The 26,314-nt window shown below is 44.1% G+C and carries 25 protein-coding genes, 1 rRNA gene and 1 pseudogene; 22 read left to right on the top strand and 5 right to left on the bottom strand.

Features of this window, described 5'->3' with window-relative positions; genetic code table 11:
* Positions 1-55: 55 nt before the first annotated feature.
* From ACRBG0_RS11085 to ACRBG0_RS11065, 5 genes are all read left to right on the top strand, one after another.
* Entirely contained in the window at positions 56-1,030 is a 975-nt protein-coding gene (locus ACRBG0_RS11085; protein ID WP_431486955.1) for a DUF4271 domain-containing protein, read from the top strand.
* A 98-nt stretch (positions 1,031-1,128) separates the two neighbouring features.
* Positions 1,129-1,911 carry a uroporphyrinogen-III synthase gene (locus tag ACRBG0_RS11080; RefSeq protein ID WP_431486954.1) on the top strand — a complete coding sequence of 261 codons (783 nt, stop codon included), beginning with the start codon at positions 1,129-1,131 and terminating at the stop codon, positions 1,909-1,911.
* A 136-nt stretch (positions 1,912-2,047) separates the two neighbouring features.
* Positions 2,048-2,671 (top strand): NUDIX hydrolase, encoded by a 624-nt coding sequence (locus ACRBG0_RS11075; protein ID WP_431486953.1) that lies wholly within the window; start codon positions 2,048-2,050, stop codon positions 2,669-2,671.
* 462 nt (positions 2,672-3,133) lie between these two features.
* Entirely contained in the window at positions 3,134-3,955 is an 822-nt protein-coding gene (locus ACRBG0_RS11070; RefSeq protein WP_431486952.1) for a hypothetical protein, read from the top strand.
* Between the two features lie 36 nt (positions 3,956-3,991).
* The gene (locus tag ACRBG0_RS11065; RefSeq protein WP_431486951.1) at positions 3,992-5,029 is read left to right on the top strand and encodes a S66 peptidase family protein; all 1,038 of its coding nucleotides are present in this window, start codon (positions 3,992-3,994) and stop codon (positions 5,027-5,029) included.
* Between the two features lie 103 nt (positions 5,030-5,132).
* Here ACRBG0_RS11065 and pyk read toward each other — a convergent pair whose 3' ends face one another.
* Positions 5,133-6,566, bottom strand: coding sequence for a pyruvate kinase (pyk, locus tag ACRBG0_RS11060; protein ID WP_431486950.1), 1,434 nt, complete (start codon positions 6,564-6,566; stop codon positions 5,133-5,135).
* 438 nt (positions 6,567-7,004) lie between these two features.
* Between pyk and ACRBG0_RS11055 the strand changes: the two genes are divergently transcribed.
* The 9 genes and pseudogenes from ACRBG0_RS11055 to ACRBG0_RS11015 all read left to right on the top strand — a co-directional run bounded on the left by ACRBG0_RS11055 (position 7,005) and on the right by ACRBG0_RS11015 (position 14,293).
* Positions 7,005-7,244: an acyl carrier protein gene (locus ACRBG0_RS11055; RefSeq protein WP_026211423.1), complete on the top strand. Its 240-nt coding sequence runs from the start codon at positions 7,005-7,007 to the stop codon at positions 7,242-7,244.
* Between the two features lie 153 nt (positions 7,245-7,397).
* Positions 7,398-7,949: pseudogene (locus ACRBG0_RS11050) on the top strand (beta-ketoacyl-[acyl-carrier-protein] synthase family protein); the annotation flags it as partial.
* Positions 7,950-7,951: 2 nt separating this feature from the next.
* Positions 7,952-8,636 (top strand): beta-ketoacyl synthase N-terminal-like domain-containing protein (locus ACRBG0_RS11045; protein WP_431486949.1); only part of this gene is annotated, 685 nt, incomplete at its 5' end.
* Positions 8,637-8,934: 298 nt separating this feature from the next.
* Positions 8,935-9,672 (top strand): ribonuclease III, encoded by a 738-nt coding sequence (gene rnc / locus ACRBG0_RS11040; RefSeq protein ID WP_431486948.1) that lies wholly within the window; start codon positions 8,935-8,937, stop codon positions 9,670-9,672.
* A gap of 18 nt (positions 9,673-9,690) precedes the next feature.
* The gene (locus tag ACRBG0_RS11035) at positions 9,691-10,992 is read left to right on the top strand and encodes a hypothetical protein (protein WP_431486947.1); all 1,302 of its coding nucleotides are present in this window, start codon (positions 9,691-9,693) and stop codon (positions 10,990-10,992) included.
* Between the two features lie 177 nt (positions 10,993-11,169).
* Positions 11,170-12,063, top strand: a complete 894-nt coding sequence (locus tag ACRBG0_RS11030) for a DUF6089 family protein (protein ID WP_431486946.1) — start codon at positions 11,170-11,172, stop codon at positions 12,061-12,063.
* Positions 12,064-12,072: 9 nt separating this feature from the next.
* Complete coding sequence (locus ACRBG0_RS11025) at positions 12,073-12,483, top strand: secondary thiamine-phosphate synthase enzyme YjbQ (RefSeq protein ID WP_431486945.1); 411 nt, start codon at positions 12,073-12,075, stop codon at positions 12,481-12,483.
* 70 nt (positions 12,484-12,553) lie between these two features.
* A complete protein-coding gene (locus ACRBG0_RS11020; RefSeq protein WP_431486944.1) occupies positions 12,554-13,183 on the top strand; it encodes a LysE family translocator in 630 nt (209 codons plus the stop codon).
* A gap of 33 nt (positions 13,184-13,216) precedes the next feature.
* The gene (locus ACRBG0_RS11015) at positions 13,217-14,293 is read left to right on the top strand and encodes a lysylphosphatidylglycerol synthase transmembrane domain-containing protein (protein WP_431486943.1); all 1,077 of its coding nucleotides are present in this window, start codon (positions 13,217-13,219) and stop codon (positions 14,291-14,293) included.
* Here ACRBG0_RS11015 and ACRBG0_RS11010 read toward each other — a convergent pair.
* From ACRBG0_RS11010 to lpxK, 3 genes are read right to left on the bottom strand one after another with little or no spacing between them, the layout of a single operon-like run.
* On the bottom strand, positions 14,290-14,979 hold the full coding sequence (locus ACRBG0_RS11010; protein ID WP_431486942.1) for a DUF547 domain-containing protein: 690 nt from the start codon (positions 14,977-14,979) through the stop codon (positions 14,290-14,292). The genes ACRBG0_RS11015 and ACRBG0_RS11010 overlap by 4 nt on opposite strands.
* A gap of 25 nt (positions 14,980-15,004) precedes the next feature.
* Complete coding sequence (locus ACRBG0_RS11005) at positions 15,005-16,306, bottom strand: 1-acyl-sn-glycerol-3-phosphate acyltransferase (protein WP_431486941.1); 1,302 nt, start codon at positions 16,304-16,306, stop codon at positions 15,005-15,007.
* Complete coding sequence (gene lpxK, locus ACRBG0_RS11000; protein ID WP_431486940.1) at positions 16,303-17,370, bottom strand: tetraacyldisaccharide 4'-kinase; 1,068 nt, start codon at positions 17,368-17,370, stop codon at positions 16,303-16,305. Before lpxK ends, ACRBG0_RS11005 begins: the two co-directional genes overlap by 4 nt.
* 38 nt (positions 17,371-17,408) lie before the next feature.
* Here lpxK and ACRBG0_RS10995 point away from each other — a divergent pair, with 38 nt between their 5' ends.
* The gene (locus ACRBG0_RS10995) at positions 17,409-18,131 is read left to right on the top strand and encodes a nucleotidyltransferase family protein (protein ID WP_431486939.1); all 723 of its coding nucleotides are present in this window, start codon (positions 17,409-17,411) and stop codon (positions 18,129-18,131) included.
* A 10-nt stretch (positions 18,132-18,141) separates the two neighbouring features.
* Positions 18,142-18,798: a DUF2459 domain-containing protein gene (locus ACRBG0_RS10990; RefSeq protein ID WP_431486938.1), complete on the top strand. Its 657-nt coding sequence runs from the start codon at positions 18,142-18,144 to the stop codon at positions 18,796-18,798.
* Between the two features lie 17 nt (positions 18,799-18,815).
* Here the strand turns inward: ACRBG0_RS10990 and ACRBG0_RS10985 are convergent, their stop codons facing one another.
* A complete protein-coding gene (locus ACRBG0_RS10985; RefSeq protein ID WP_431486937.1) occupies positions 18,816-19,508 on the bottom strand; it encodes a hypothetical protein in 693 nt (230 codons plus the stop codon).
* A 375-nt stretch (positions 19,509-19,883) separates the two neighbouring features.
* Between ACRBG0_RS10985 and pth the strand changes: the two genes are divergently transcribed.
* The 6 genes from pth to ACRBG0_RS10955 all read left to right on the top strand — a co-directional run.
* The gene (pth, locus tag ACRBG0_RS10980) at positions 19,884-20,546 is read left to right on the top strand and encodes an aminoacyl-tRNA hydrolase (RefSeq protein ID WP_431486936.1); all 663 of its coding nucleotides are present in this window, start codon (positions 19,884-19,886) and stop codon (positions 20,544-20,546) included.
* Positions 20,547-20,669: 123 nt separating this feature from the next.
* Entirely contained in the window at positions 20,670-22,139 is a 1,470-nt protein-coding gene (locus ACRBG0_RS10975; protein ID WP_431486935.1) for a phytoene desaturase family protein, read from the top strand.
* 55 nt (positions 22,140-22,194) lie between these two features.
* Positions 22,195-23,031 carry a phytoene/squalene synthase family protein gene (locus tag ACRBG0_RS10970; RefSeq protein WP_431486934.1) on the top strand — a complete coding sequence of 279 codons (837 nt, stop codon included), beginning with the start codon at positions 22,195-22,197 and terminating at the stop codon, positions 23,029-23,031.
* A 30-nt stretch (positions 23,032-23,061) separates the two neighbouring features.
* The gene (locus tag ACRBG0_RS10965; protein WP_431486933.1) at positions 23,062-23,763 is read left to right on the top strand and encodes a carotenoid biosynthesis protein; all 702 of its coding nucleotides are present in this window, start codon (positions 23,062-23,064) and stop codon (positions 23,761-23,763) included.
* Between the two features lie 11 nt (positions 23,764-23,774).
* Positions 23,775-24,929, top strand: coding sequence for a lycopene cyclase family protein (locus ACRBG0_RS10960; RefSeq protein ID WP_431486932.1), 1,155 nt, complete (start codon positions 23,775-23,777; stop codon positions 24,927-24,929).
* Between the two features lie 588 nt (positions 24,930-25,517).
* A 16S ribosomal RNA gene (locus tag ACRBG0_RS10955) occupies positions 25,518-26,314 on the top strand; the annotation flags it as partial.

The following is a 26,314-nucleotide window of genomic DNA, read 5'->3' as shown; positions in this document are numbered from 1 at the left end:
CCTTTTTGAAAAACGTCGACTCAATTTATTTTTGTGCTGTTCTTAAAGAATCTATATGCGTTTTTGGTTAGTCTTCTTCGTGGTGTCTGGGTGGGTATTTACGCTAAGTGCGCAAAATGCCAACAACCCCTTTGAGCTAAGCCCTAGGCTTGCTCCGGCGGCTCAAATAGAAGAACCTGTAGAAGAGAGTACAGCGTCAGAAACAAATCCTTTTGACTTGGACCGGGCCGGCAGACCTACTGCGTCACCGAGCGAGTCTAGTGCTGTGGATACCTCGGCTAATCCTTTTGACTTAGTGGTTCCTACTGCGCCTGTAGATGGTAACGAAGCTGCATCCGGTAGTGAAGAAGAATCCAGTGATGTTTCGGTAACGACAACAGAAGGTACGACAACAGACGGCAGTTTACTGCTGATTACTTTGCTCCTGTTAGGCGCTGCAACCTTGAGTATCATCTTTTTTCGAGGAATGTACATCAAGGCTTATCGAGCGCTTTTTAATGATAATTTGCTCTCTCAATTATACAGAGAAAGAGAGGCAGGTGCCTTGGGGGTATTTCTAATCACCTATGCAGTTTTCTTCCTTGCAGCAGGCTTTTTTACAGTCTTGGCACTTCGGCATTGGGGGTACCTTGGAAAGCAGGGGCTGTGGTCACAGTTCATGTATATTACTGCGGGGATTGCTGGCCTGATGGTTTTTAAGCACCTGTTTCTGGCAATTATTGGATATGTTTTTCCGGTACAAAAAGAAACAAGCCGTTACAGTTTCACGATTATGATTTTTGCCATAGTACTTGGGCTTTTTCTCACGGTGGGTACTGTTATCCTTGCTTATACCCCTGTTGAGTACCAGACGCCGGTCATTTATATTTGCCTCGGGACAATGCTAGCGGTGTATTTGTTGCGTAGTTTTAGAGGGCTGTTTATTGCCAATCGATTTATTTTCAATTACCAGTTTCACTTTTTGTCGTATATTTGCGCCGTCGAAATCGGGCCTGCCCTATGCTTATTTAAATATTTGACCGATTTCTGAATAAGTGATGGAACAACTTGTTTCCGTCGACTTATCAAGTGGTTTTTCACTTATGAGATTAAGCGGCCGGCCATCTTTTTCTAAAAAAAACCGTGTGCATGGCAGCAAATACCAATGTGATGGAGGAGACGTACAGACGCGTTAAGAGTATCCTTATTTCCCAGCCCAAACCAGAGCGGTCCCCTTACTATGAGCTGGAAAAGAAATATGATCTCCAGATAGACTGGCGGCCGTTTATACATGTAGAGGGGGTAGAAGTAAAGGAATTTCGAAAGCAGCGCATTCGTCCAGACGAATTTACGGCAGTCATTTTTACGGCAAAAAATGCTATTGATCATTTCTTCCGTATTTGTGAAGATATGCGCATTACTATGCCGCAAGACACGAAGTACTTCTGTCTGACGGAAGCAATCGCTAATTATTTGCAGAAATTTATTATCTACCGGAAGCGTAAAGTATCTGTAGGTAAGCGTCATATCCAGGATCTAAGCAATGCGTTGAAAAAGAACAAAGACGAAAAATTTCTTCTTCCATGTTCTAACCTTGGCGCCAAAGATGTTTCCTCTTACCTGACGGAAATGGAGCTTAACTGGCAGGATGCGATGATGTACAAAACGGTGAGCAGTGATTTGTCGGACCTTAGTGATGTCACTTATGATGTTCTGGTCTTTTTCAGCCCTCTGGGAATTACCTCTTTGTACGAAAATTTCCCGGAATTCATGCAGAGAGACACGCGCTTGGCTGTTTTTGGCAGTTCTACAACCAAAGCAGTTGAAGAGCATGGATTAAATGTAAATATCCGAGTTCAGCCGCCAGAGGTTCCTTCAATGACGAAGGCGCTGGAAATTTACCTTAAGCAATCTAATCCGGATATTAGTTAATTCTATATCCTGCGTTTATAAAGATTTATGCATCCCGAACTTTGCCTTTGTGCTCGGTTCGGGATGTTTGTTTTTATTGATATCAACCATGTGTTACGCCTTGCTGTTGGTAAGGAAGAATACCTTCAAGCTAGCTATGATTGATTTTATCCAACAGTTAAGTCGAAACTTACAGTCACCATTACCTGGGCGTAAGGCGCAGTATAAAATGGCGCATGCCGTTCGTCAGGATACACCTTTGCCACCACCAAATGCTAGAGAGGCTGGTGTTTTAGCTTTGTTTTACCCCAAGGCTAAAGATTGGCACTTGGCACTCATTCTACGGCCCAACAAAAACCCTAATGATCGTCACGGAGGGCAGGTAAGCTTTCCTGGAGGGAAAAGGGAGGAGAGCGACGAAAACTTACAGGCAACAGCTTTACGTGAAACAGAGGAAGAGGTAGGCGTTGATCGGCGCGACGTTGAGGTTCTTGGTGCTCTTACAGATTTGTATATTCCTGTGAGTAATTTTCTTGTAGCGCCATATGTAGGGTTCCTTGATTATGAACCGGTCTTTAATCCTCAGCCTGAAGAAGTAGAGCAGGTATTAGAGATTCCTTTTTCTGCTTTTATGGACGCACAAAATCATCAGTTGAAAGATTTGCGAATCAATTCACAAATGACGCTCAAAAAAGTCCCCTATTTCGCAGTACAGCAGCAGACCGTCTGGGGGGCAACAGCGATGATGATAAGTGAGCTACTGGAGGTTTGGGAGCAATAAACTCCTGCCTTTAATGAGCATCAAAGCTTGATATACCCGGCACTAAGTGGTTTAGCTGCGCTGATCGTCGTTCCTCCTCGGAGTTGGGAATATTAGCGCAACGTCATTTTGCGTTCTGACAAGGCGAAAGAAGTAGGCGAAGCCTAAGCTTCGGCGAGGCTTTTCAACGAAGTCAGAACACAAAAGGACAAGTGAAAATGTCCCAAACCACTTAGTAACGGGTATATATTCAATTAGGTGTTGGATAAGCTCATGAATGATCGGTTGGCTAGGAGAACTCTGGGCTACTGCTTTTTCTAAAAAAAATAATCACTGCCAAAACCGGACATATGCTGAGGTGTAAAAAGGTGGTGAAGCTTGTATGTCTGAATCTGTTATCCTAACATTTCGCTTGGGAGATGGTTTGTGATGCGAATTTTATATTTTTGGAAAACGAAAAATATTCCCTCCAATAAGTTCAATATGCTACCTTGGCACGAACCTCATTCCTGGCTGTATTATTTGCTACTACTCAGTTTAGGAGGAGGAGTGCTAATGAGTGTTACTGCGGGGAGCCTGTTTTTTTTGAAACGCTCGGGCGTAAAACGGGCTAATATCTTTTATGGTTTGCTTTTGCTCTGTATCGGTGGAACACTGTTGCACAACATTATTTATGTGACAGGTTTTTACGATCATTACCCCGCATATAAGTTTTTCCCGATCTATTTTACATTGGCCATTCCCACGTTGCTTTTTTTTCATGTTAAACTAAGTCTTTATCCTGAATATCGATTGCGCTGGAGCGATATGAAGCATTTTATGCTGCCTTTTGCACAATGGCTGTTTTTTTGGTCCATTTTTCTTCGCCGACCGCTGGATAAAATGGCGGTAAGCCGAGATTTTTACAACCCCTTTTACGGAGGGCTGGAACAAGCTATTTATTTAGCCTCTTTTTTTGCCTACCTCTATTTTTCTTATCGTTATGTCTATCAAAGACGCTATCACCTCCGGCAGTCATCAGCAAATGCTCAAAGGCGGGAGAAGTTAAGCGTTGGAGAAGGCCGGAAAGTCTGGTACTTAAGCAAATTGCTTAAAGGCTTATTTATCCTTTTTGGTATTCATACGGCCTTTGTTCTGACAGATTTCTTTTGTTACGAGTTTCTCTATATCAATTTACGTTCCGTCCGGGTTTATGCGGGCTTAGGGGCAATGTCTTTTGCAGCAATGGTCTATTTTTTAAGTGTCTATGGTTTTCAGGTTTTGTTCTGGGGCCGAAAACGCTTGGGAGGCAACAGGAAATGGTAATACTTGTACCTATCTGGTAACTAAATCAACATCATCATGAACCGCAGAACCTTCAATACTACTTTGCTTACCGCAACAGCTGGCCTTTCGCTTGGGATGAAAGGAAATTCTGAAAGCAAGAAATCCATGTTGCTTCCACCTAGATTGAGGGCTGGTGATCAGGTAGGCCTTATTACTCCTGCTTCTTATATCGAAGATGAAGGCTTGGAGAAAGCAGTAAAAAACCTTGAAAACCTTGGCCTAAAACCAGTGTTAGGAAAAAATATCCGGGCAGATTACGGTTCTTTGGCGGGCAGCGATGAGCAGCGATTGGCAGATTTCCACCAACTCTTTTCTAATCCGGAAATAAAAGGAGTTTGGTGCGCCCGAGGTGGCTACGGTTGTGCACGCTTGTTGCCAAAGGTTGATTTTAAGATGATTCGCAGAAACCCGAAGGTGTTTGTAGGGTACAGTGATGTTACGGCGCTTCATATTGCCATTCAACGCTACGCGGGCTTGGTTACTTATCATGGTCCAGTGGGTAGCTCTACACTCACGGATTATACCCGGGAGCATCTTGAAAAAATGCTTTTCAGCCCTGTTGATAACTATTCTATTGATCTTGCTCCCCTACAGAAAGAGAAAGCGCTGGAAGAAGAAGTTTATACCACAAAAATTATCCGTCTAGGGGTAGCGGAAGGGCAATTGGTTGGAGGGAATTTGACCTTGCTTGCCAGTGCATTAGGAACGAAGTATACGCCTAAGCTCAAGAATAAGATTCTTTTCATGGAAGATGTTGGTGAAAAACCTTATCGGATAGATCGGATGCTCACCAGTCTGCGCCAAGCTTGGCCACTGTCTGATTTGGCGGGTATAGCAATGGGTGTTTTTGCTGGTTGTGAGAGCAAAAATGGCAGTCGCTCCCTTTCTCTTCTCGAAACGATTGAAGACCGATTGGGCGATTTAGATATGCCCATCATTTATGGCTTGTCTTTTGGGCATGTTGATGATATGTGTACCCTTCCAATGGGGATTAAGGCTCGGTTGGATACTACAAGTAAAAGCATTACTCTGCTGGAGCCATGGATTAAATAAAAACATGGGTTTTCGCTATACAGCGAAAACCCATGTTGAAAAACGTAGTCGAAACATACGCTTAGTAGTTGATACCGTTAAATCTTGGTCTCAAACAAGATTTTTATTCTACTACCGTAATCTTTAGCATATTCGTCCGGTGACGACGGTGAAGGGGCATACTACCGGTATTGACAAGGATTTCTCCCTTCTTCACTCTTTCATTAGATTTTAGAATCTCTACAACATCTTCGATGGTCTCATCGGTAGTCGTAAAGCGGTCATAGTAGAAAGTACGTACTCCCCAGCAAAGGTTGAGAGTAGATAGCATGTGCATTTGGTCGGAGAAGATGTAGACCTTGGCATTGGGGCGGAAGCTGGATACCTTGAATGCGGTATAGCCGGAGCTTGTCATCCCAATAATTGCCTTGGCTCCAATTTCCTCTGCAGTACGTGCGGCATTGAAACAAACGACATCCGAAAGGAAGGTTCGTGATTTCTTTGGAGGAGTCGGTCGTTTATGCTCGATTGAGTAATGCTTTTCGGCCTCATCAATGATTTTATTCATTGCTTCCACAACTTTCACGGGGTGCCGTCCTACCGATGTCTCGGCACTCAGCATTACAGCATCTGTTCCGTCTAATACAGCGTTGGCTACATCTGTGATTTCTGCCCGAGTTGGGCTAGGGTTCGTAATCATACTATCCATCATCTGGGTAGCTACGATTACCGGCCGTGCCCGTTGGATACACTTTTTAATAATGTCTTTCTGGATAAGTGGAAGTTGTTCCATAGGAACTTCGATGCCCAAATCTCCACGTGCGACCATGATGCCATTGGATGCCTTGATAATCTTATCCAGGTTCTCAATAGCTTCAGGCTTCTCAATTTTCGCAATAATTTTCGCCGGGTGTTCGACTGCGTCTAACCGCTTGCGCAAATCCTTAATGTCTTTAGCGTTGCGTACAAACGACAATGCAATCCAGTTGACGGGTTGCGTAAGGATGTAAGCAAGGTCACGTTCGTCTTTCTCTGTTAGAGAAGGCAACGAGATTTTGGTATTGGGTAGGTTTACGCCTTTGTTGGAAGATAAAGTACCTCCAAAAAGCGTTTTCAATCGCACGGTATCCTTCTTGTTGGTTTCAATTACCTCAAAAACCAGTTTGCCGTCATCAACGAGTACGCGTTCACCCACCTCTACGTCAGTGGAGAACTGTGGGTAGCTCATGTAGATGCGTTCCCGGTTACCAATACAAGGTTCGTTGACGAAAGTGATAACATCACCTTCGGCTAATTCGAGTGCATTATCTTCGATTTTACCAACACGTAGTTTCGGCCCTTGAAGATCCGCGAGAATACCAACATGGAAGCCGTACTTCTCATTTATATAGGTAATTCTGTTGATGGTTTCTCCGTGTACTGCGTGTTCACCGTGAGAAAAATTTAGGCGAAAGGTATCGACTCCAGCTTTAACTAAGGCGAGGAGGTTTTCGTAAGAACTACAGGCAGGGCCCACAGTTGCAAGTATTTTCGTATTTTGGTGATCGGTGATCTTCATGGTTGAGTTTTTTTCTATGGAGGGTAAGCTACAAGTGACGGAGAAAAAGTAATAATCGTACAATCTTTAAAGAAAATTGGAAGATTAATTTCCGTTACCTTCACCAAGGTAAGTGTATTTTTTACAATAATAGGGTGCAAAAGTACTGATCTACCACAATTTCAACAACTTATTATGCTTTGTTTTTTTGCTAATCCTCCTAAAATCAGTTATTTCCAGTAAATTAGTTACTGAAAAATATGACTAACTCAGAAGTTGTTAATCCCCAATAAAAGGGCAGCAATTATGGGCTCAACCAAATAAAAAGACCTCGGAATGAGGAGCCAATAAAGTGGTTGTAAGGGGAGGAAGTGAAAAATTTAGGCTAATTTTTTGGTTATACTGGTGGTTATATTTTTCTTTGCAGCCGCATTCGTATATCATAAAAGCGAATTGACCATGTCTAATATTGCAGAAAAAGTGAAAGCGATCATCGTCGACAAACTAGGAGTTGACGAGTCAGAAATCGCATTGGAATCAAGTTTTACCAATGATCTGGGAGCAGACTCTCTAGATACAGTAGAACTCATTATGGAATTCGAAAAGACTTTCGATATTTCTATTCCTGACGAACAAGCTGAGAACATCACCACCGTAGGTGAGGCTGTCTCTTATCTTGAGTCTCAGGTTAAGGAGTAATTTCCATCTAGTATACCGTCCGGAGGATTTACCCTGCCGCGTGTGACTTTTATAGCTGCACCGGTAGATAATTTTTCGGACGGTTTCTTTTTTTATTGGAATCACTTTCCGCTTCATTACTACGGTGAGGTGTTTTTCTAAAAGACCGAATCTATGAGAAGAGTGGTAGTTACTGGGCTAGGAGCCCTTACGCCAATCGGCAATAATCTTGCTGCTTACCTTGAAGGCCTTCAGAAAGGAGTTAGTGGTGCTAATCGTATCACCTATTTTGATCCTGAAAACTTCAAGACCCAGTTCGCTTGCGAATTGAAGGGATTTGATGCGACCGAGTTTATCGATCGTAGAGAAGTTCGACGGCTAGATCGTTTTTCGGTCTATGCAATGGTAGCAGCTGATGAAGCTGTAAAACATGCTCAGCTCGATCCGGAACAGCTGGATGTTGAGCGGGTAGGTGTAATCTGGGCGAGCGGTATTGGTGGCTTGCGATCTCTTGAAGAAGAGATCACTTATAATGCGACCAGTGACCAACCTCGTTATAATCCGTTTATGATTCCCAAGATGATTGGGAACATGGGAGCCGGACATATTTCTATGAAGTATGGTTTCCGAGGGCCTAGTTATGGAACTGTTTCTGCATGTGCTTCTACCGGGCATGCGCTTGGAGCTGCTGCTGATGATATTCGCCTTGGCCGTACAGATGTAATGNNAGGTTCAGAGGCTGCTGTTACAGAAGTAGGCATTGGTGGATTTAGCGCCATGAAAGCGCTTTCTACACGGAATGATGACTTTGCTACAGCGTCGCGTCCTTATGATGCAGAACGCGACGGGTTTGTCCTGGGAGAAGGAGCGGGATCATTTATTCTTGAAGAACTGGAACATGCCAAAGCACGAGGTGCGACCATCTATGCAGAAGTGATGGGATATGCCGCTACCTCTGATGCTTATCACATTACGGCCCCTCATCCGGAAGGTTTGGGAGCTAGTACATGTATGCGTAACGCATTGAATTTTTCAGGTATCAATACTGATGAAGTAGATTATATCAATACGCATGGTACCTCTACTCCTTTGGGAGATATAGCAGAACTAAAGGCAATACAGCAGGTCTTTGGTGATAAGATTTATAATCTGAATATCAGCTCTACCAAGTCCATGACAGGACATTTACTCGGAGCAGCAGGTGCAATTGAAGCAATTGCGTGTATCTTAGCAATTCAACATAACTTCGTGCCACCTACGATCAATCATTTTAATGATGATCCCGAGATTGACAAACGAATCAACCTAACCTTTAATGAGGCTCAGGAAAGGGACGTTAAGGTAGCATTAACGAATACATTTGGCTTCGGCGGACATAATTCCGCAGCAGTCTTTAAGCGCTTCGAAGGATAGGCCAGCGGGTCTTCACTTTGGGCAATAGTGGGTTTTGCGATACGTTAGAACGTGTTAAAATGTGATTTTTTGGAGATAACAATGGCTTGTTTCTCCAAAAAACCACATGTTTTTCTATTTGTAGTATACCCAAATACCGTCCGGGACACAGATTTTCTGTGCATATTCCTGATGAAGTGCAAAATGTTTGTACACAAAAGAGAATGGCTGTAGCCTTTACTTTTGTATTATTTTGTACAGTTGGAGTTAGCGCAATACGGCCTTGCCTCGTTGCACTGCTTTCAAAAACCGGTATGCTGTGTTCCGATTAATTAAACGATTCTACAACGGGTATATCTCTCCGGAGAAACATATAGCTCGTCGATTACGCCAGATCATAGGGTTTACGCCCGCGAATCTGCGTATTTTCAAGCAGGCCTTTTTCCACAAATCTACCCAGTCGGAAAAAGATTATGCCATGCAAAACAATGAACGCCTGGAATACCTGGGGGATGCTGTTTTGGGTACCATTGTTGCGGAGTATCTTTTTCAAAAGTACCCCAATGCTGACGAAGGCTTTTTGACCAAAATGAGGTCGAAAATTGTCAAGCGAAAATCCTTAAACATTATTGGTGACAACATGGGAGTGGATATGCTCCTTAATGAATTCAATAATACAAGAATCAGCCGCTCGATGCTGGGTAATGCGGTAGAAGCCCTTGTCGGTGCTGTTTATCTGGAGAAAGGCTATGATGGTACGAAGCGGTTTATTATCCGCCGGATGCTGAGGAAGTTTGTGGACATCCACGAACTAGAGTCCTACGATGATAACTACAAAAGCCAGCTCTTGGAACATTGCCAGAAGAATGGCCAGAATGTATCTTATCGGCTGCTTACTCGCTACAAAATGGACAAACGCGATCGCTTTAAAGTTGCCGTTATGATTGATGGGCAAAAAATTGCGGTCGCAGATGATTTCAATAAGAAAAGCGCTGAACAGCAAGCTTCAGAAAAAGCACTTAAGAACCTTAATATCCCTGTCCACGGCGAAAACTGATAACGTAGTAGCTGAACCATGGCTGATCCCCCTGTATCCTGGTCGTATGAACGCTTGCTCCAGCTTGCGCCTGATGCCAGCTCACTGGAACAGGCCCGGCGCCTCTTTTTTGCAAAACGTTGGCAAACCCTTCAAGGGAATGGACAATACTTGTGGGGAGAATATGAAACTGCTTATGGTCATAAGTCCAGTGCTATCGTACGCCTGGAGCCTCCTCTTTTTCGCTGCTCCTGTAAAAGCCCTCGCCGCCCTTGTAAGCACGCCCTCGCGTTGGTACTCCTTTTCTTGAATCGTAATGAAGTATGGACAGTGAAGGAAGAGCTTCCTGAATGGGCCATCAAATTATTAGGAAGCCACGCAGCTACGGGGGGCTCTACCACAAAGTCTTCCTCTCCTGATGTAGCTAAACAGGAAAAAAGGATTCAACTGATGGATCAGGGGGTTGGCGAACTCGACAAATGGTTGCAGCAACTTGCACGACTTGGCCTGGCGCAGTTAGCTAATGCTCCTGAAGAATGGGAAACATTAGCTGCCAGGATGGTTGATGCTAAACTGGGTAGTGTCGCTCGTCGGTTACGTATTTGTCATTCCTTGTTTGAACAAGAGGACTGGGTAGAGGAAGTAACCGCAGAAATCGGAAAACTTTACCTGTTTGTCCGCGCTTGGCAGCGGAAGCCGACCCTCGAAATCGACCAAAAGCGAGAACTGCTTCAGGTGGCAGGTTGGAACTTACGCAAAGAACGGGTGCTTCAAGAACCCGGCTTACAGGATAATTGGTTGGTACTTGGACTGATTACGGGCACCGAAGAAAAGCTGCGCTATCGGCGAACATGGTTTCGGGGAGAGAAGACGGGGGAATATGCTTTACTACTCGATTTTGCTTTCGGCAATCAGGGGTTTGAAGATCACTGGGTCACTGGTAGTGTACTAAAAGGAACGTTGGCTTATTATCCAGGGCAGCCGAAATTACGGGCAGTGTTCAAGGTTTATCATAGTTCTCGGGAACCCTACGAGGCGACTGCCGCTTACCCTCACCTTCACGAAGTACAGGCGCGTTATGCTCAGGCACTAGGTGCTTCTCCCTGGCTTTTAAGTTTCCCCGTATTGATTGATGAGGTGACACCGGTCTATCACCCGGAAGAGGATACGTTTATGTTGGTGGATAGCAAAAAGGCCTTCCTGAAGATGGCGACGACCATGGGCAACTGGAAACTACTGGCCCTCAGTGGTGGGCGGCCAATAACTTGTTTCGGGGAATACAATGGACAATCTTTTTTGCCTATTTCTGCCCTCAGTGAAGGGCGGGTGATCTTATTATGAGGAATTAATTTTTTAAAGAATACCAATGGCATACCATAATAAAGGGCTTAGTCGTTTCAAAAGCGCTTAAGGTGTGGCAATATCCTTACCTTTGCGGCGCAAAAATTGCAAGTTTAACCCAGTAGGGATCGCAAGGCGAATTGTCTACAGCATTTTCTGCCTTACTAAAGCATTATCATGAGGAAGGTTAGTATCTATTGTTTGTGTACGCTATGGCTATGTGCCGGATTTTTATCCGACAATGCCCTTGGTGCTCAGTCTTTAATGCGGGGTTGGGAAGTAGGCCCCTGGGGAGGAGTATCCTATTACTTTGGTGACCTGAATACCAATTATCGGCTAGATCGACCAAACCCGGCAGGAGGAATACTGGCGCGTTATAACTTCAATGAACGCTTAGCATTTTCACTGAGCGGTAATTATGGAAAGATTGAAGCTTATGATAGTGACTCCCGCAACCCTTATGAATTAAATCGCAATCTTAGTTTCGAAACAGATATATGGGAGGCTACAGCCCTTTTTGAATTTAACTTCCTCCCTTATTTTCATGGAAGTAGAGATGACTTCTTTACCCCATACCTCTTTGGTGGACTTTCTTTGTTTAGTTTTAATCCGATGGCAGAATACGACGGACCTGTGACGCTGGATGGCGTGAACCCTGGCGAAATGGTAGAATTACGTTCATTGGGAACAGAGGGGCAGTTTAAAGGAGAAGAATATTACACAACTACGGCTGCACTTACCTACGGAATGGGTTTTAAATTTGATATCAATTACGAGTGGAGTATCAATATTCATATAGGTGCCCGCTCTACTTATACCGACTATCTTGATGATGTCAGTAGCGTTTATCCTGATCGTACAGATTTGCTGAAAGACCGGGGCGATCTGGCTGTATATATGTCTTCGGGGAAGTCACTGAATGCTGAAAATGGTAGTGTCCTAGGCTTGCAAGGCCGTCAGCGCGGAGACAGTAATGACCGTGATACTTATCTTTTTGCGGGGGTAGGTGTCATGTATTACTTTGGTGATGTACGCTGTCCTTCTTACGGGAAAGGCTCTAAGCGCAGGTAGGGCAAGTCTATGATTCAGCAAGTAGAATTTTCGCTTCCCGCTTATCCTCGTGGATATCACTTGATCACATCCAATATTCTCAGGGAGTTATCGGATCTGCCAGAGGTAGGTTTATTGTCGATTTTCATTAAACATACGTCAGCAGCACTTACGGTCAACGAGAATGCAGACCCTTCTGTTCGCACTGATTTCGAAAGTATCGTTAATCATATTGTACCTGAAAATCTACCATTCTTAAAACATACGATGGAGGGCCCAGATGATATGCCAGCTCACATTAAAGCTAGCTTTATTGGTAGTAGTGTAACGATTCCTATTCGCAATGGTCAACTCAATTTGGGAACATGGCAAGGCGTTTATCTTTGTGAATTTCGTAATCAGGGTGGGCGTCGCAAGCTCGTTGCGACAGTGTATAGCTAAAAGCCTTGTTGAAAATAAGAAAGGATTAATTTATTTTGAGCTTTGATTTCTTCCTTCAACAAGCTTTAATATGGCGATTTTTCTACAAGGTGTATACTGGGGGCTATTACTCGCCATTTTGGTAGGGCCATTGTTGGTCGCTCTTATTCAGGCTAGCCTGGAACAGGGAACCAAAGCAGGGTTGATGGTAGGCCTGGGGATTTGGGTCAGCGATCTGGCATTTATTCTTAGCGTTTACTTTGGCTTTCGGTTTATTGAAAAAATAAGCGAAGCCGATAGTTTTGAACTCGGTGTTGGCTTGGTTGGAGCATTGATTTTACTTATTACAGGAATAGCTACTTTGCTTACACCGCCCCCTTCCCTTGATGATCCTGACCACCTGTTGAAAGGTACCCGAGGTAGCTGGGCACTCTGGTCCAAAGGTTTTCTTATCAATACCGTCAATCCTTTTACCGTTATTTTCTGGATTACAGCCATGTCTACCGTTGTGCTTGACCGGGATTACGATGGACTGGAATCATTACTGTTTTTTGGTGGCCTGTTTGGGATGATTGTTTTTTCTGATTCGCTGAAAATCTTCCTGGCACACAAGATTCGCCATCGCCTTACGCCAAAGCACCTTTGGTGGGTGCGGCGGGTAGCAGGTATTGCGCTGATCGTTTTTGCTTTTGTATTGGTCGCCCGTTCTTGGTTAAGTTAATATTGGCTATTTTTGCAGCAAACTTATACTGCATTGAAAAAGGCGCTAACTAACATCCTTAAGTTTCTTGTATTCCTGAGCGTAGGTCTCGTTATTTTGTACTGGGTATACCAGAAACAAAATGCTGCTTATCAGGCAGAATGTGGCCTCAAGGGTATTCCCGCGGCTGATTGTAGCCTTTTGCAAAAAGTACTGACCGATTTTGCTTCTGCGGATGTTTTCTGGCTACTAGTGGTCTTGGTTTGTTTTACGATTAGTAATATATCGAGGGCGTCACGTTGGAATATGCTCTTGCAGCAGTTGGGCTTTCAGCCACGCCTTATCAATGGTTTCTTGACGGTTATTCTCGGTTATTTTGCCAACTTAGGCTTACCGCGCGTCGGTGAAGTTGTTCGTGCTGGAACGATGGCCCGTTACGAAAAGATTCCCGTAGAGAAAGTGATGGGGACAGTGGTCGTTGACCGTGTGATTGATGTGATCAGTATCCTGATTGTGACCGCACTGGCGCTGGCATTGGAGTTTGATACCCTATGGGCATTCCTCCAGGAGAACAATGCTATAGGTGAAAAAATAAGCGCGAACAGTACCTTACTTTTCGTATTAGCAGGGTTGGGAGTGGCAGGTTTACTAGCGCTTTATCTTTTGCGTAAGCGCATACAGCAGACAAAGATTTACGAAAAAATAAGCGGGATTCTATTGGGTTTCGTTGAAGGCCTACAGACGATTGGCAAACTTGATCGACCTTTTCTATTTGTACTGCACAGTATCAATATCTGGGTCATGTATTTCTTGATGACCTACGTTTGTTTCTTTGCCTTCGAGCCCACGGCTGCGCTTTCTGCGAGTGTGGCGCTCGTAGTTTTTGTTTTTGGCGGTTGGGGTATTGTTATTCCTTCCCCTGGCGGGATGGGAACCTATCATTTTTTAGCAACGACAGCCCTTGGCTTTTATGGTGTAGCAGGAGATGATGGGTTTTCCTGGTCCAATATATCTTTCTTTACCATCCAGATCGGGTGTAATATTTCGATAGGATTGTTGGCGTTAATTCTATTGCCAATTATTAATCGCGAAAAGGTAGAGGAAACTGAGTCGGTATCGAACAGGGGCTAAGCCTCTGCGAAATTGTTCAAATCTTCGTCCCAGTTATAATCTTTAAAAACGATGCGGTAGCTATTGGTGTCGACTCCAAGGTAATGTTGGACCATTTGTCGAATGCCTTTCCTTCCACCAAAATCACCGAGGTACCAGTAGCCTAATCTGCTGAAGTGAATTTCCTGCTTCTCTGGTAAGATGTTGGTTTCATTTTTCAAAAAACTTTCGCTGGCCCAATCAAGTTGTTGGTCTAGTTTTTCAACGGAATAAAAAGCAATGGGTGGGCAGCTGATAGCTCCGCAATTGAGGGCAAAATGAATGCGGGCATCTATTCTTTTTACGGCTAATTGACGGATTATTTTTGGCACAAATAGATTGGGGAGGTACCCAAACGCAAGTTTCGCCCGATAGCGCCGTAGAATACCATGTTCGATTTCATCAAGGCTGAATGTTTGCCCAGCGATACGGCATAGCTTTTCTCGATAAATGGCTGGCTTGTCAACCCTCTTATTGCGGCGAAGGTGCAGGAAGAAAGCATTGTAACAATTGATCCAGAAGGTTTTCTTTTGTTGCTCAGAGTCGAGCTCTTGAAACAATATATGCCGAGGAAGCGCTGAAATTTTTGCAAGATGGTTATCTGGCTGCTGCTGCATTTTTAGCGCGAGTAAAAAATCGGCTGCTATTTTTTGGATATCCTTATTCACGTTCTTTTTTTACGAAAACAGCGCACTAACAATCTGCAATTGCTGCTAATTGTTTTCTGGTTTCCTGCAAATCCACCGCTTCCTTAGCGTGCTGCTTCGCCCATTTTCGGTAACGGAAACCTTCCCAGCGAGGCAAAAAATGACGGGCGTAAACCCAAGTTAGTAGACCAGAAACGGGCAAGCTTAGTAAGTACCAACCCGCAAACGTTTCTCCTAGTAGCCATTGCGCAAGCTGATATTGTAACCAATAAAAAAAAGGAAAAGTGAGTGCGCCTGCCAGAATTTTCACGGTGCTGCGGTAGCCGATATAAAGTTGGATTTTACGTTCAAGTAGGCGTGGTATTTCGTAGGGAAAAAAGTTGTTGATTCTACCATATAGCCATACTGGCCAGCCAAGAAGGATAGGGATTGTCCACAAAGATTTTCCTTGATAGCTAATGCCGCGATCTGTCTGCTTGATCACCTTTAGTTGTTGGCGATAATTGTTGGCTGTTTCTACGAGTTCTTGATAGGCCGTAGGCTGCTCAGTAGCCAAGCGTTTCAGTTGGGCAAGCAGTCGTTGGGTGCGGTCATAATGCTGTTCTACAGCTACTGGCTGATCATGCTGGAGTATCCGGTCCAGGCGGTACAATAATTGATCTTGTTCCTGATTGTCCGTATGAATGAGCAACTTGCGGGTTTCGTTTTCCAGGTGTTCGGTAAGGTCTTTTACAGCCTGGATTTCATTCTCTTCGAACGCTTCTTGCCAATCCGCGACCCTGATGGGTTCGCCAGCTTCCATATAGAGCCTGCTTCCACAGTGAGTGGGCTGTTCGTAGGTAAGCCCTACAGGGTAAATGTGCAGGTTTAAAGAAAAACCCTTCTCTGCTTCAGCGCCCAATGCAATACGGGCGGTGCCAGTCTTAAAGGGACGCAAATGTCGTTCGAGCTCGCTACCGCCTTCCGGCGCAATAAATATGATCCCGCCATTGCCGAGATGGTTAAAACTAGCGGCAAAACTCTTGCGATTATCTACCTTCTTTATTTTCTGATCCTTACCGGGGCGCATGATGGGAATGCAGTACAAATACCGTAATATAAAACCTACGACCGGGTTTTTGAACATGCTGGCATTGGCCAGAAAGAACGATTGCCGAGGTGTGCGAGAAATGACATGGAGGGGGTCGACCATCGTGTTGGGATGGTTGGAGATGATAATTCCAGGCCCTTTGAAGGCTAGTACCTTACGGTTGCGAAAAGTAGTAAAGGGAAAGTAGATGACTTGATACAATTGTACCAACTTCTTGAAGAAATGATAAAGTACGAGGAGAAAAAAGCGTAGAATCACACCTTGAAATTGAGTAAGTACTGCCGAATGATTTCGTCGAACTGTGGCCCTTCTCCAAAGTGAAACTGAACCTCGGTGGGCAGTACAAATATAGGTAAGCGTTCCTTTATCAGAAAGTCGCGATGCAATTCCAGTCGCATTGCGTCTTTTTCGGTGGTAATGATCACCTTTCTGTTAGTGTCTATTTTCTTGAAAGAACGGTGCAAGTTGGAAATATCTTCTTTATTGAAATAGTGATGATCAGCAAATTCTAGACTCTGTACAGAACCAACCTGTGATTGCAAATAATCAATCAGGTAATCGGTTTTGGCAATAGCACAAATCAGTAGAACGTCCAATTTTTCGTCCAACTGCAATCGGTAACGAGGATTAAATTGGTAATAAGGAGCTTGGTAGGCGTAGTAAGAAAAAAACAATTGCTGATGTGGAAGAGGATTAATTTCAGCGCGAATCGCTTCTTTTTCTTCCTGTGAAATAGTTTGTGGGCACTTGCTGATGATAATGACATCAGCGCGTTCATAGGATTCTCTCCACTCGCGAAGGCGACCGGCAGGGAGTAAGAAGTCTTGGGTAAAACGATTAGAATACTCGGTGAGCAAAATATTTACCCCCGGCTTAACAGAGCGATGCTGGAAAGCATCATCTAGCAATACCATTTGGGTGTCGCTCTTTTTCATGACAATCTGAGGGATCGCAAAAGCGCGATCTTCGGCGACATAGACCCCGATGTCTGGATATTTGCGTTTGAATTGTAGTGGTTCATCACCCACGCGTTCTGCGTTGTTGTTGCGCTCTACTTCCAGAAAACCCCTGGTTTTGCGGCTGTAGCCCCGGCTGAGGGTCGCGATCTGGATGTGATCACGCAAAAGGCGGATGAGGTATTCTATGTGGGGTGTTTTACCTGCCCCACCAACAGAGAGGTTACCGACCGAGATGACGGGTACACTAAAAGTCATGGACTTGAGTAACCCCGCCCGATAAAACGCATTGCGCAAGCTCACTCCCAAGCCATAAAGGAGGGAAAAAGGAGCCAATAATAATTGTACGAGCTTACGTTGAATCATAATTTAATACATTTACAGAGAACCAAACTAACCTGTTTATGAAAGCGATGGTTTTTGCTGCTGGCTTGGGTACTCGCCTGCGCCCTTATACCAACGACCGACCGAAGGCATTGGTTGAGGTGCAAGGTAAAACCTTGTTGGAAATTGTACTACGTCGCTTGCAATCTTTTGGTGTAGAAGAGGTCGTTGTGAATGTTCATCACTTTGCTGATAAGGTGATTGCACATCTTAAAGAACAAGAAAACCTTGGTCTCCAAATCCATATTTCTGACGAACGAGACCTGCTGTTGGATACTGGCGGCGGACTGAAAAAAACAGCCCACTTGTTGTCTGACGCTCCTTTTTTGATTCATAATGTAGACATTTTGAGTAATCTGGATTTGAGACAGCTTTATGCTGCCCATCAGCCGGGAGAAAACCTAAGTACGCTGGCTGTTCGGCAACGGGAAACTTCTCGTTATTTAGAGTTTAGCGCGGAAGGTGAGTTGTGTGGTTGGAAAAATAAAAAAACTGGCGAGCGAAAAATAAGCAAAGAACAAGCTCGTGTCTTAGATTGGGCATATAGCGGGATTGCAGTGATAGACCCTGCATTGTTTGCTTTCTTTCCGGAAAACAAAGCGGTGTTCTCCATTATAGAGGTTTGGTTGGCTGCTGCCAAAAAGGGAATTATCCGTAATTTTCCTCACGATGCGACGAAGTGGCTGGATGTAGGAAAACCCGCTGCGCTGGAAAGGGCTGCTAGGGAATTTAATTTCGACTAAATGACTTAGTATGAAAATATTTTGGCGAACAACAAAGTGGATATCCTTGACCCTCCTTGGGCTAGTACTGGTATATGGCCTATTGGCCTTGGTGTTCTCTTTGTGGAGCACCAATCCTCCTGACAAGGATTGCTCAAAAGATAAAGTGGTTTATGTGACCTCAACGGGTATTCACCTGGATGTTGTTGTTCCTGTCGAGGATTTGCCAAAGGCACTTCGGCACGCCTCTTTTCAAGATAGTACCAGTACTCACATTGCTTATGGCTGGGGAGAACGAAATTTTTATCTGGAAACCCCCACCTGGGCCGACCTCACCTTTAGCAATGGCGCGCAAGCATTGCTGGTAAACAGTGCCCCCGTGATGCACCTGACCCGCTATCAAGAGAAGAAGCCCGAATGGATAGCCGTGGAGTTGTGCGAGGATGCCTTAGCGGAATTGCTCGTTTTTATTGAAGATTCTTTTCGGAAAACAGCCAATGAGGAATGGGAACAGATCGGAACTAAAGGATACAGTGAGAACGATTTTTTCTACGAAGCCAAAGGGCAGTACAATGCCATTACGACCTGTAATACCTGGTTGAACAATGCGCTGAAAGCAGCAGAAGTAAAGACTTCTCGCTGGTCGCCTACGACACATGGAATTCTATATCATCTGGAGCGCCCCTGACGAAGAGCTTGGTTGGGTTAGTCGAGATAAAATTTGTTGTATTGGCGAACGGCGGCAAGGTGAAAACGGGCCGGCTTTTTTACCATAATACTAGCGACGCAGGTGACCAGTCCAGCGCCTGCTAATGACAGACCTACTAGACGGGCGTTTCTGTTTTCACTGTCCATTAGTGTTCCTCCAATAATAAAAGTTCCAAGGCCTGCTCCCAGCATGATGAAAACCTTTTTTTGTTTTCGCTTACCTAAACCAAGCGTTTCTTGTATTTGGGCCAGTTCTGTTTGGTCAATCTTTGGGTTTGGGGTGCTTAGCACCTCTAATAAAGTGTTGTATTTGAGCGATTGTAAATCCCCAAAAGGAGCACGCGAGAAATAAAATTTTTTAGAGCTACTGTTTGATTGGTAGCTTTTTCCTTCAAAGACGTTATAGTAGCCCGTTTCGATTCGGGGTAAAATACTAGCGTTGAAGTTTGCTCGATAATCTCCATCGATATTATAAAACTTAACTTGTTCAAAGGGGATTTTATCCCCATTGAGCTGGAAGAAATTCGTCTTAATGAATCCCCTCTTAGCTGTAAAGTCAGAAGAGAACAATAAGGTACTGTCTTTGAGATAGACGAAGTCTTCTTCAGGCATGTTTGTTAACGATTCGTCTTGGGCAGAGGTGATACTGAAGACAAAGAGAAGTAAAGCAGGGGGCAAGTAGCGTTTCATGAAAGAGGTCGTTTTGTTGCTGAAATAGTACAATAAATCGCAAAAAGAGGGGGAACGATTTCGTTGAATACGGGTTTTAATTATAACTTGATGATGAAGATAGCTCCTTTTTTGTAATTCAAATGAGGAGGGCAGCGCCCAATGCACGCCGCATTCCGATCTTCTGTCGGAAGTTAGACACTGGGGATGGTAACTGCTGCGTAGGGCAGGATTTTGATACCCTGCACGAAGCAGCAGTGTACACCCGGCGCCAGCCGCAGGGAACCCGGACAAGGGGTGGAAGTGGTATGCGCGGACTGGCTTTGCCAGGAGCACATAAGAACGGACGACCCGGTGCCACCCGCAGGGCTGGCATGGCCCCAAAAAAATAGAACTATGGAAAAATCCCTAATTTCGCACCTCGTTGGCCTGATGCGTAGAATTGATGAAGGCTTCAGCGAGCTATTTAGAAAAAATGATATTGTTTACGACCCCATGAAGTATCTTATTGTAGGATTAGGAAATATAGGTGCCAAATATGAAGGTACTCGCCATAATGTTGGTTTTGATGTTGTTGACCACCTGGCACAGGTTAAAGAGGTAAGTTGGACCACAGACAACCTGGGTGATGTAGCTCAGTTTAAGCATCGCGGGCGCACGTATATTCTGTTGAAACCATCAACATATATGAACCGTAGCGGGAAAGCGGTGCGCTACTGGTTGCAAAAAGAAAAGATAGAGAAGAGTAACCTGTTAGTGATAATGGATGACCTGAACCTGCCTTTTGGCAAGCAGCGCTTGCGCGGCAAAGGAAGTGATGGCGGGCATAATGGACTCAAGGATATTGACCAGATGACGGGCGGTAATGACTATGCGCGGCTACGGTTTGGTATTGGAGATGAGTTTTCGAAAGGGAGGCAAATCGATTTTGTTCTAGGAGAGTGGTCGACAGAAGAGCGTGAGACTCTTTCTGATTTGATTAAATACGCTGCTGACACGGCATTGAGTTTTGGTGCAATTGGTCTAAATCACACCATGAATAAGTTTAATAAAAAGTAGATTGTTCTCTTTCTGTATGCGCAATGCGCGAAATAAAATTCATTTCGTTTAATCTTTGTTGTTGATTTATTAAACAAAAAAAGAAATGTCCTGTTTCTCCCATGTTACTAAAACAGGACTGTTTTGTCGAAGAAAATTGTTGTCATTGGTGCAGGTTTTGCTGGCTTAGCTGCAGCTGCAAGTCTGGCTCAGAAAGGCCACCAGGTTATAATTCTGGAGAAAAACGAAGGCCCGGGGGGGAGGGCTCGTCAATACCAGGCGCAAGGGTTTACCTTTGATATGGGCCCTAGCTGGTATTGGATGCCGGAAGTTTTTGAAGATTTTTTTCAGCGGTTTGGTAAAAGTACCGCGGATTACTACGAATTACTACGACTAGATCCCTCCTATATAGTCCATTTTGGCAAAGATGACGAAATGGAAGTGCCGGCCAAGATAGAGGCGCTTTACACCATGTTTGAGTCTTATGAACCAGGTAGTAGTACCAAGTTAAAGCAATTTTTGGAAGAAGCTGCCTATAAGTATAAGGTAGGCATGAGCGAGTTTGTCTTCAAGCCCAGTAATAGTATTATGGAGTTTGCGGATTTACGCATTCTCAAAAGCATGTTTGGTTTACAGATGTTCTCCAGCGTTTCTTCGGCCATCCGCAAGCTATTTAAGAATGAGAAGTTGATTCAGTTACTGGAGTTTCCGGTACTCTTTTTGGGGGCAACTCCTCAAAAGACCCCCGCACTTTATAGTCTGATGAACTACGCTGATCTTGCTTTGGGAACCTGGTACCCGAAAGGCGGCATGCACGAGATTGTAAAAGCGATGGTGAGCTTGGCCGAAGAGCTTGGCGTAGACATTCATTACAACCAGGAGGTAACACAGATTCTTGTCTCTAATGGAAAAGCAAAGCAAGTAGTAACGGCGGATCAAACGTATGACGTAGATGCTGTCGTTGGCGGAGCAGATTATCATCACCTAGAGCAGCATGTGTTGGCGCCAGAGTTACGTAACTATTCGGCTAGCTATTGGGATAAGCGTACGATGGCCCCCTCTAGCCTGCTATTCTATGTGGGAGTAGATAAAAAATTACCGGGCTTGCATCACCATAATCTTTTCTTCGATGAAGATTTTGCCTTGCATGCCGAGGAAATCTACGAAAACCCCAAATGGCCCAGCAAACCACTGTTTTATGTTTGTGCTCCCTCTGTTACAGATGCCTCAGTAGCACCAGAAGGGCAAGAAAACCTCTTTTTCCTTATTCCATTGGCACCAGACCTTGAAGATACGGATGAATTGCGGGAGAAGTATTTCGAAGTTGTCTTGGATCGATTTGAAAATATTACGGGCCACAAGATCCGTGACCATATCATTTACCGTAGGTCTTATGCACATCGCGATTTCAAAAAGGATTATCACGCGTTTAAGGGGAATGCTTATGGTTTAGCAAATACGTTGCTACAGACCGCTTTTCTGAAACCTAAAATGCGTAACCGAAAAGTAAGCAATCTCTTTTTTACGGGCCAGTTGACGACGCCCGGGCCAGGAGTTCCGCCTTCTCTGATTTCCGGTCAGGTCGTTGCAGAAGAGGTCGATAAAGTACTTTAAGGGCCAGGAAATATATAAGTGTATCAACTTTCAAAGAGAAAAACCCTGTTTAAAAATGATGAAGCTATATCGCCAAGTTTGTATGGAATCGAGTAAGCTGATCACTCAGCGTTACAGTACTTCCTTTTCTATGGGTATCCGCGTATTTGATAAGCGTTATCGCGATCCAATTTATGCTATCTATGGATTTGTACGTTTTGCGGATGAGATTGTTGATACTTTCCATGATTACCCAAAGGCTGAATTGCTAGCTAGGTTTTGGGAAGACACCTACCGAGCGATAGAGGAAGGGATTAGTTTGAACCCCGTGCTGCAATCTTTTCAGGAGGTAGTGAACGCCTATGGGATCGAACGGGAACTGATCGATGCCTTTCTGAAAAGCATGGAAATGGACTTGCATGAGGAGACACACGATCAGACGAGTTACGAAGAATATATTTACGGTTCAGCAGAAGTAGTGGGATTGATGTGCTTACGTGTTTTTTGCGAAGGAGATAAAGCACAGTTTGATGAATTGAAAGCCTCGGCCTGTAGCTTGGGGGCTGCTTTTCAGAAAGTGAATTTTTTACGAGATTTAAAAAGTGACTTTGATGACCGTGGGCGGGTTTATTTCCCCGGAGTAGATTTTACTAACTTCACCAATGAAGATAAGGTAATGATTGAAGCCGATATTCGTAAAGATTTTGATGATGCTTATAAAGGTATTGTACGTTTACCAAAAGGAGCTCGTTTGGGGGTTTATCTAGCTTATGTATACTACCTGAATTTGTTGCAAAAAATCACAGCCTCCCCTGCAGATCGTGTAGCTGGAAAAAGAATACGCGTAAACGATGGACGTAAGATGGTGTTGCTATTTAGCAGTGCTTTGCGAAATAGTCTTAATATTTTGTAAAATGATTGTTGGTATAACTAGCGTGGGTAAATGTTGACGGAACAACACTTTTTTAAGGAATATGTAAATAGATTGACCGAGCGCTGGTCAATGAGCAAATTAGAACTCCTCTTTGCTTGTTTCCTGGTGTTTTCTTTTCTAACGGGCGTCCAGGCACATTTGATGCCGAGTGTTTATCCATTGACAAAATCCATTACAGACGGGCTATTGTTGGTAGTATGTGGGCCTCTACTCTGGTTTATTTACCAACGTCATCAGGATACTCGTTTTTGGTGGTGGTGGGGCATTACTTATTTGTCTACGTTCTTTATTGAAGTTCTCGGAGTTGCGACAGGAGGAATTTTTGGAGAATATTCCTACGGCCCGACGATGTGGGTGCAATGGCTCAATGTCCCCTTGGTAATTGCACTCAATTGGACCTTGCTGATTCTTGCGATGCACCAGGTCGCTGCTTATATAGCGCCCAAATCTTCACTGCTTACGGCCCTATTTACAGGAGTACTCATAATGGGGTATGATTATTTTATAGAACCTGTTGCCATCGCATTGGATTACTGGACCTGGGAAGCGGTAGACATACCGTTACAGAATTATTTAGCCTGGGGAGTGATTGCTTTTTTGTTTAGTTGGCCATTAAGCTATTTGAAAATCACTTACCGCCATCCATTACTTATAATATATGGTGTAGCGCAGCTTGTTTTCTTTTTGCTATTGCAGGCCTTGTTTATTTAGCATCAAATCCTATGGACAATTCCCCTACTTCTTATGACTATGACTTTATCGTTGCTGGCGCTGGCGCCGCTGGACGGAGTTTTGTCTACCACCTTCTACAGTCACCTTTAAGAGACAGTCGGGTTTTGTTGTTGGATAGAGAACAAAAAAAGACAGATGATCGAACTTGGAGTTTTTGGGAGGTGGATAATGGTCCTTTCGAAGAAATTGTACATCATCGCTGGCCTGTACTTTGGTTTTATAATGAAGATTTTGCTCGTAAAATGGAAATTGCTCCATTTACGTATAAGGTGATTCTAGCAGCAGACTACTATAGGTATACGAATGAAGCTTTTGCAAAAGCGCCGCAAGTAGAACAACAGATCACAAATATTCATGCGATTCGGAACACGAACAATGGAGTAGTGGTAGAAACAGATGCTGGTACAGTTACTGCTCGTTGGTGTATCAATAGTACAGCTCGACCAGAAATAGATAAAAGCAAAGTAAGTTACCTCGACCAACACTTTCGTGGCTGGTTTATTAAAACAGCGCGTCCTGTCTTTGATCCAGGTCAAGCTGTAATGATGGATTTTCGTACACCACAAGAAGGAGAGTTCCGGTTTTTATACGTATTGCCAACGAGTACAACCGAGGCGCTGGTAGAGGTTGCTATATTTTCGAATCAGCATTTGCCTGAAGCTGGTTATGATCGTATCATCCAGAATTATCTTGATAAGCACTGGCCACAGTTGCCTCGTTATACCGTTACCCGAACCGAATCGGGGAATATCCCGATGACGGATTATGAATTCCCGTTATTTAAGGACCATATTATTAATGTAGGAATGAGTGGAGGAGATACTCGTGCGTCTACGGGCTACACCTTTATATATATACATAGGCGAATAGAGCGAATTATTAATGGTCTGCTGCATAAAGGAGATCCAAGAGCAGGGGATGATTGGGCCATTCGACGGCATCGTTTTTATGATAGCGTAATGCTAAGTGTGCTTGAACAGCAAAAATATTCAGGAGCATTGTTGTTTCAGAAATTATTTCAAAAGAATTCGCCACAGCGCTTATTAGGGTTTTTAAACGGCGAGACCAGTGTTTTAGAGGAGTTGCGCCTAATGTCTACTACGCCTATTCCCACGTTCATGAAGGCTGCGATAAAATCTTTGTAATTTCTTTGATAAAAGTTTGCGGGAACTAAAAAGTCGTCTTACATTTGCAGCCGCTTCGGAAGAGAAGTGTATATGAAATTAGTTAGGGTTTAGGTTTTAGCTAATTTTATTGAAAATAAAGTTGTTGGATTGCGAGAAAGATTTTGCGGAATGAGAAGTGAGTTGTATCTTTGTAATCCTTTAGCTGAAAAACGGAGGTTGAATTTTTTTCTCACTTTTTTTCTTAAAAAGTTTGTGAGTAACAAAAAGAATTTTACCTTTGCAGCCGCTTCGGAAGAGAAGCGCAAAAATAAGTCTAAAACGGTCTTTTCGGAGGCTGTCTAAGAATACAGGAAAAGCGATCAAAGTACCTTCTAATAAGGTAGGAATTCTCGGCAACGAGAGCTTGGTTGACAAGTACTAGAAAGTTCATTGACATTGTGGGTAGGTAAAGTAAGAAATCTATTGAATAGATGATTACAGTTAATGTGAAGAGAAACATGACGAAGCTAGAAATATGCGAAGCCTGTCAATATAATTTTTGTTGAAAGATCAGACACTTTCGTGGTAAACAAACAAGTGATCCTTCGGGGTCACATTAAGAACTTTACTATGGAGAGTTTGATCCTGGCTCAGGATGAACGCTAGCGGGAGGCTTAATACATGCAAGTCGAGCGAGAAGCTACCTTCGGGTAGTGGACAGCGGCGCACGGGTGAGTAACGCGTACACAATCTACCTTATAGAGGAGAATAGCCCTGGGAAACTGGGATTAATGCTCCATAGTATTACACTTTGGCATCAAGGTGTAATTAAAGCTCCGGCGCTATAAGATGAGTGTGCGTACTATTAGCTAGTTGGTAAGGTAACGGCTTACCAAGGCTACGATAGTTAGGGGGCGTGAGAGCGTGACCCCCCACACGGGTACTGAGACACGGACCCGACTCCTACGGGAGGCAGCAGTAAGGAATATTGGACAATGGGCGCAAGCCTGATCCAGCCATCCCGCGTGGAGGATGACTGCCCTATGGGTTGTAAACTCCTTTTATTTGAGAAGAAACGCCTGGATTTATCCGGGCCTGACGGTATCTTATGAATAAGCACCGGCTAACTCCGTGCCAGCAGCCGCGGTAATACGGAGGGTGCAAGCGTTATCCGGAATCACTGGGTTTAAAGGGTGCGTAGGTGGTTTAGTAAGTCAGATGTGAAAGCCCGGCGCTCAACGTCGGAATTGCATTTGATACTGCTGAACTTGAATCAGGTTGAGGTGGGCGGAATGTGGCATGTAGCGGTGAAATGCATAGATATGCCATAGAACACCAATTGCGAAGGCAGCTCACTGGCCCTGAATTGACACTGAGGCACGAAAGCGTGGGGAGCAAACAGGATTAGATACCCTGGTAGTCCA

Source organism: Lewinella sp. (assembly GCF_050633125.1).
In the GTDB taxonomy this organism is placed as follows: Bacteria; Bacteroidota; Bacteroidia; order Chitinophagales; family Saprospiraceae; genus Lewinella.
Note: the sequence above shows the minus strand (reverse complement) of the source record. Positions and strands in the feature narration are given on the sequence as shown.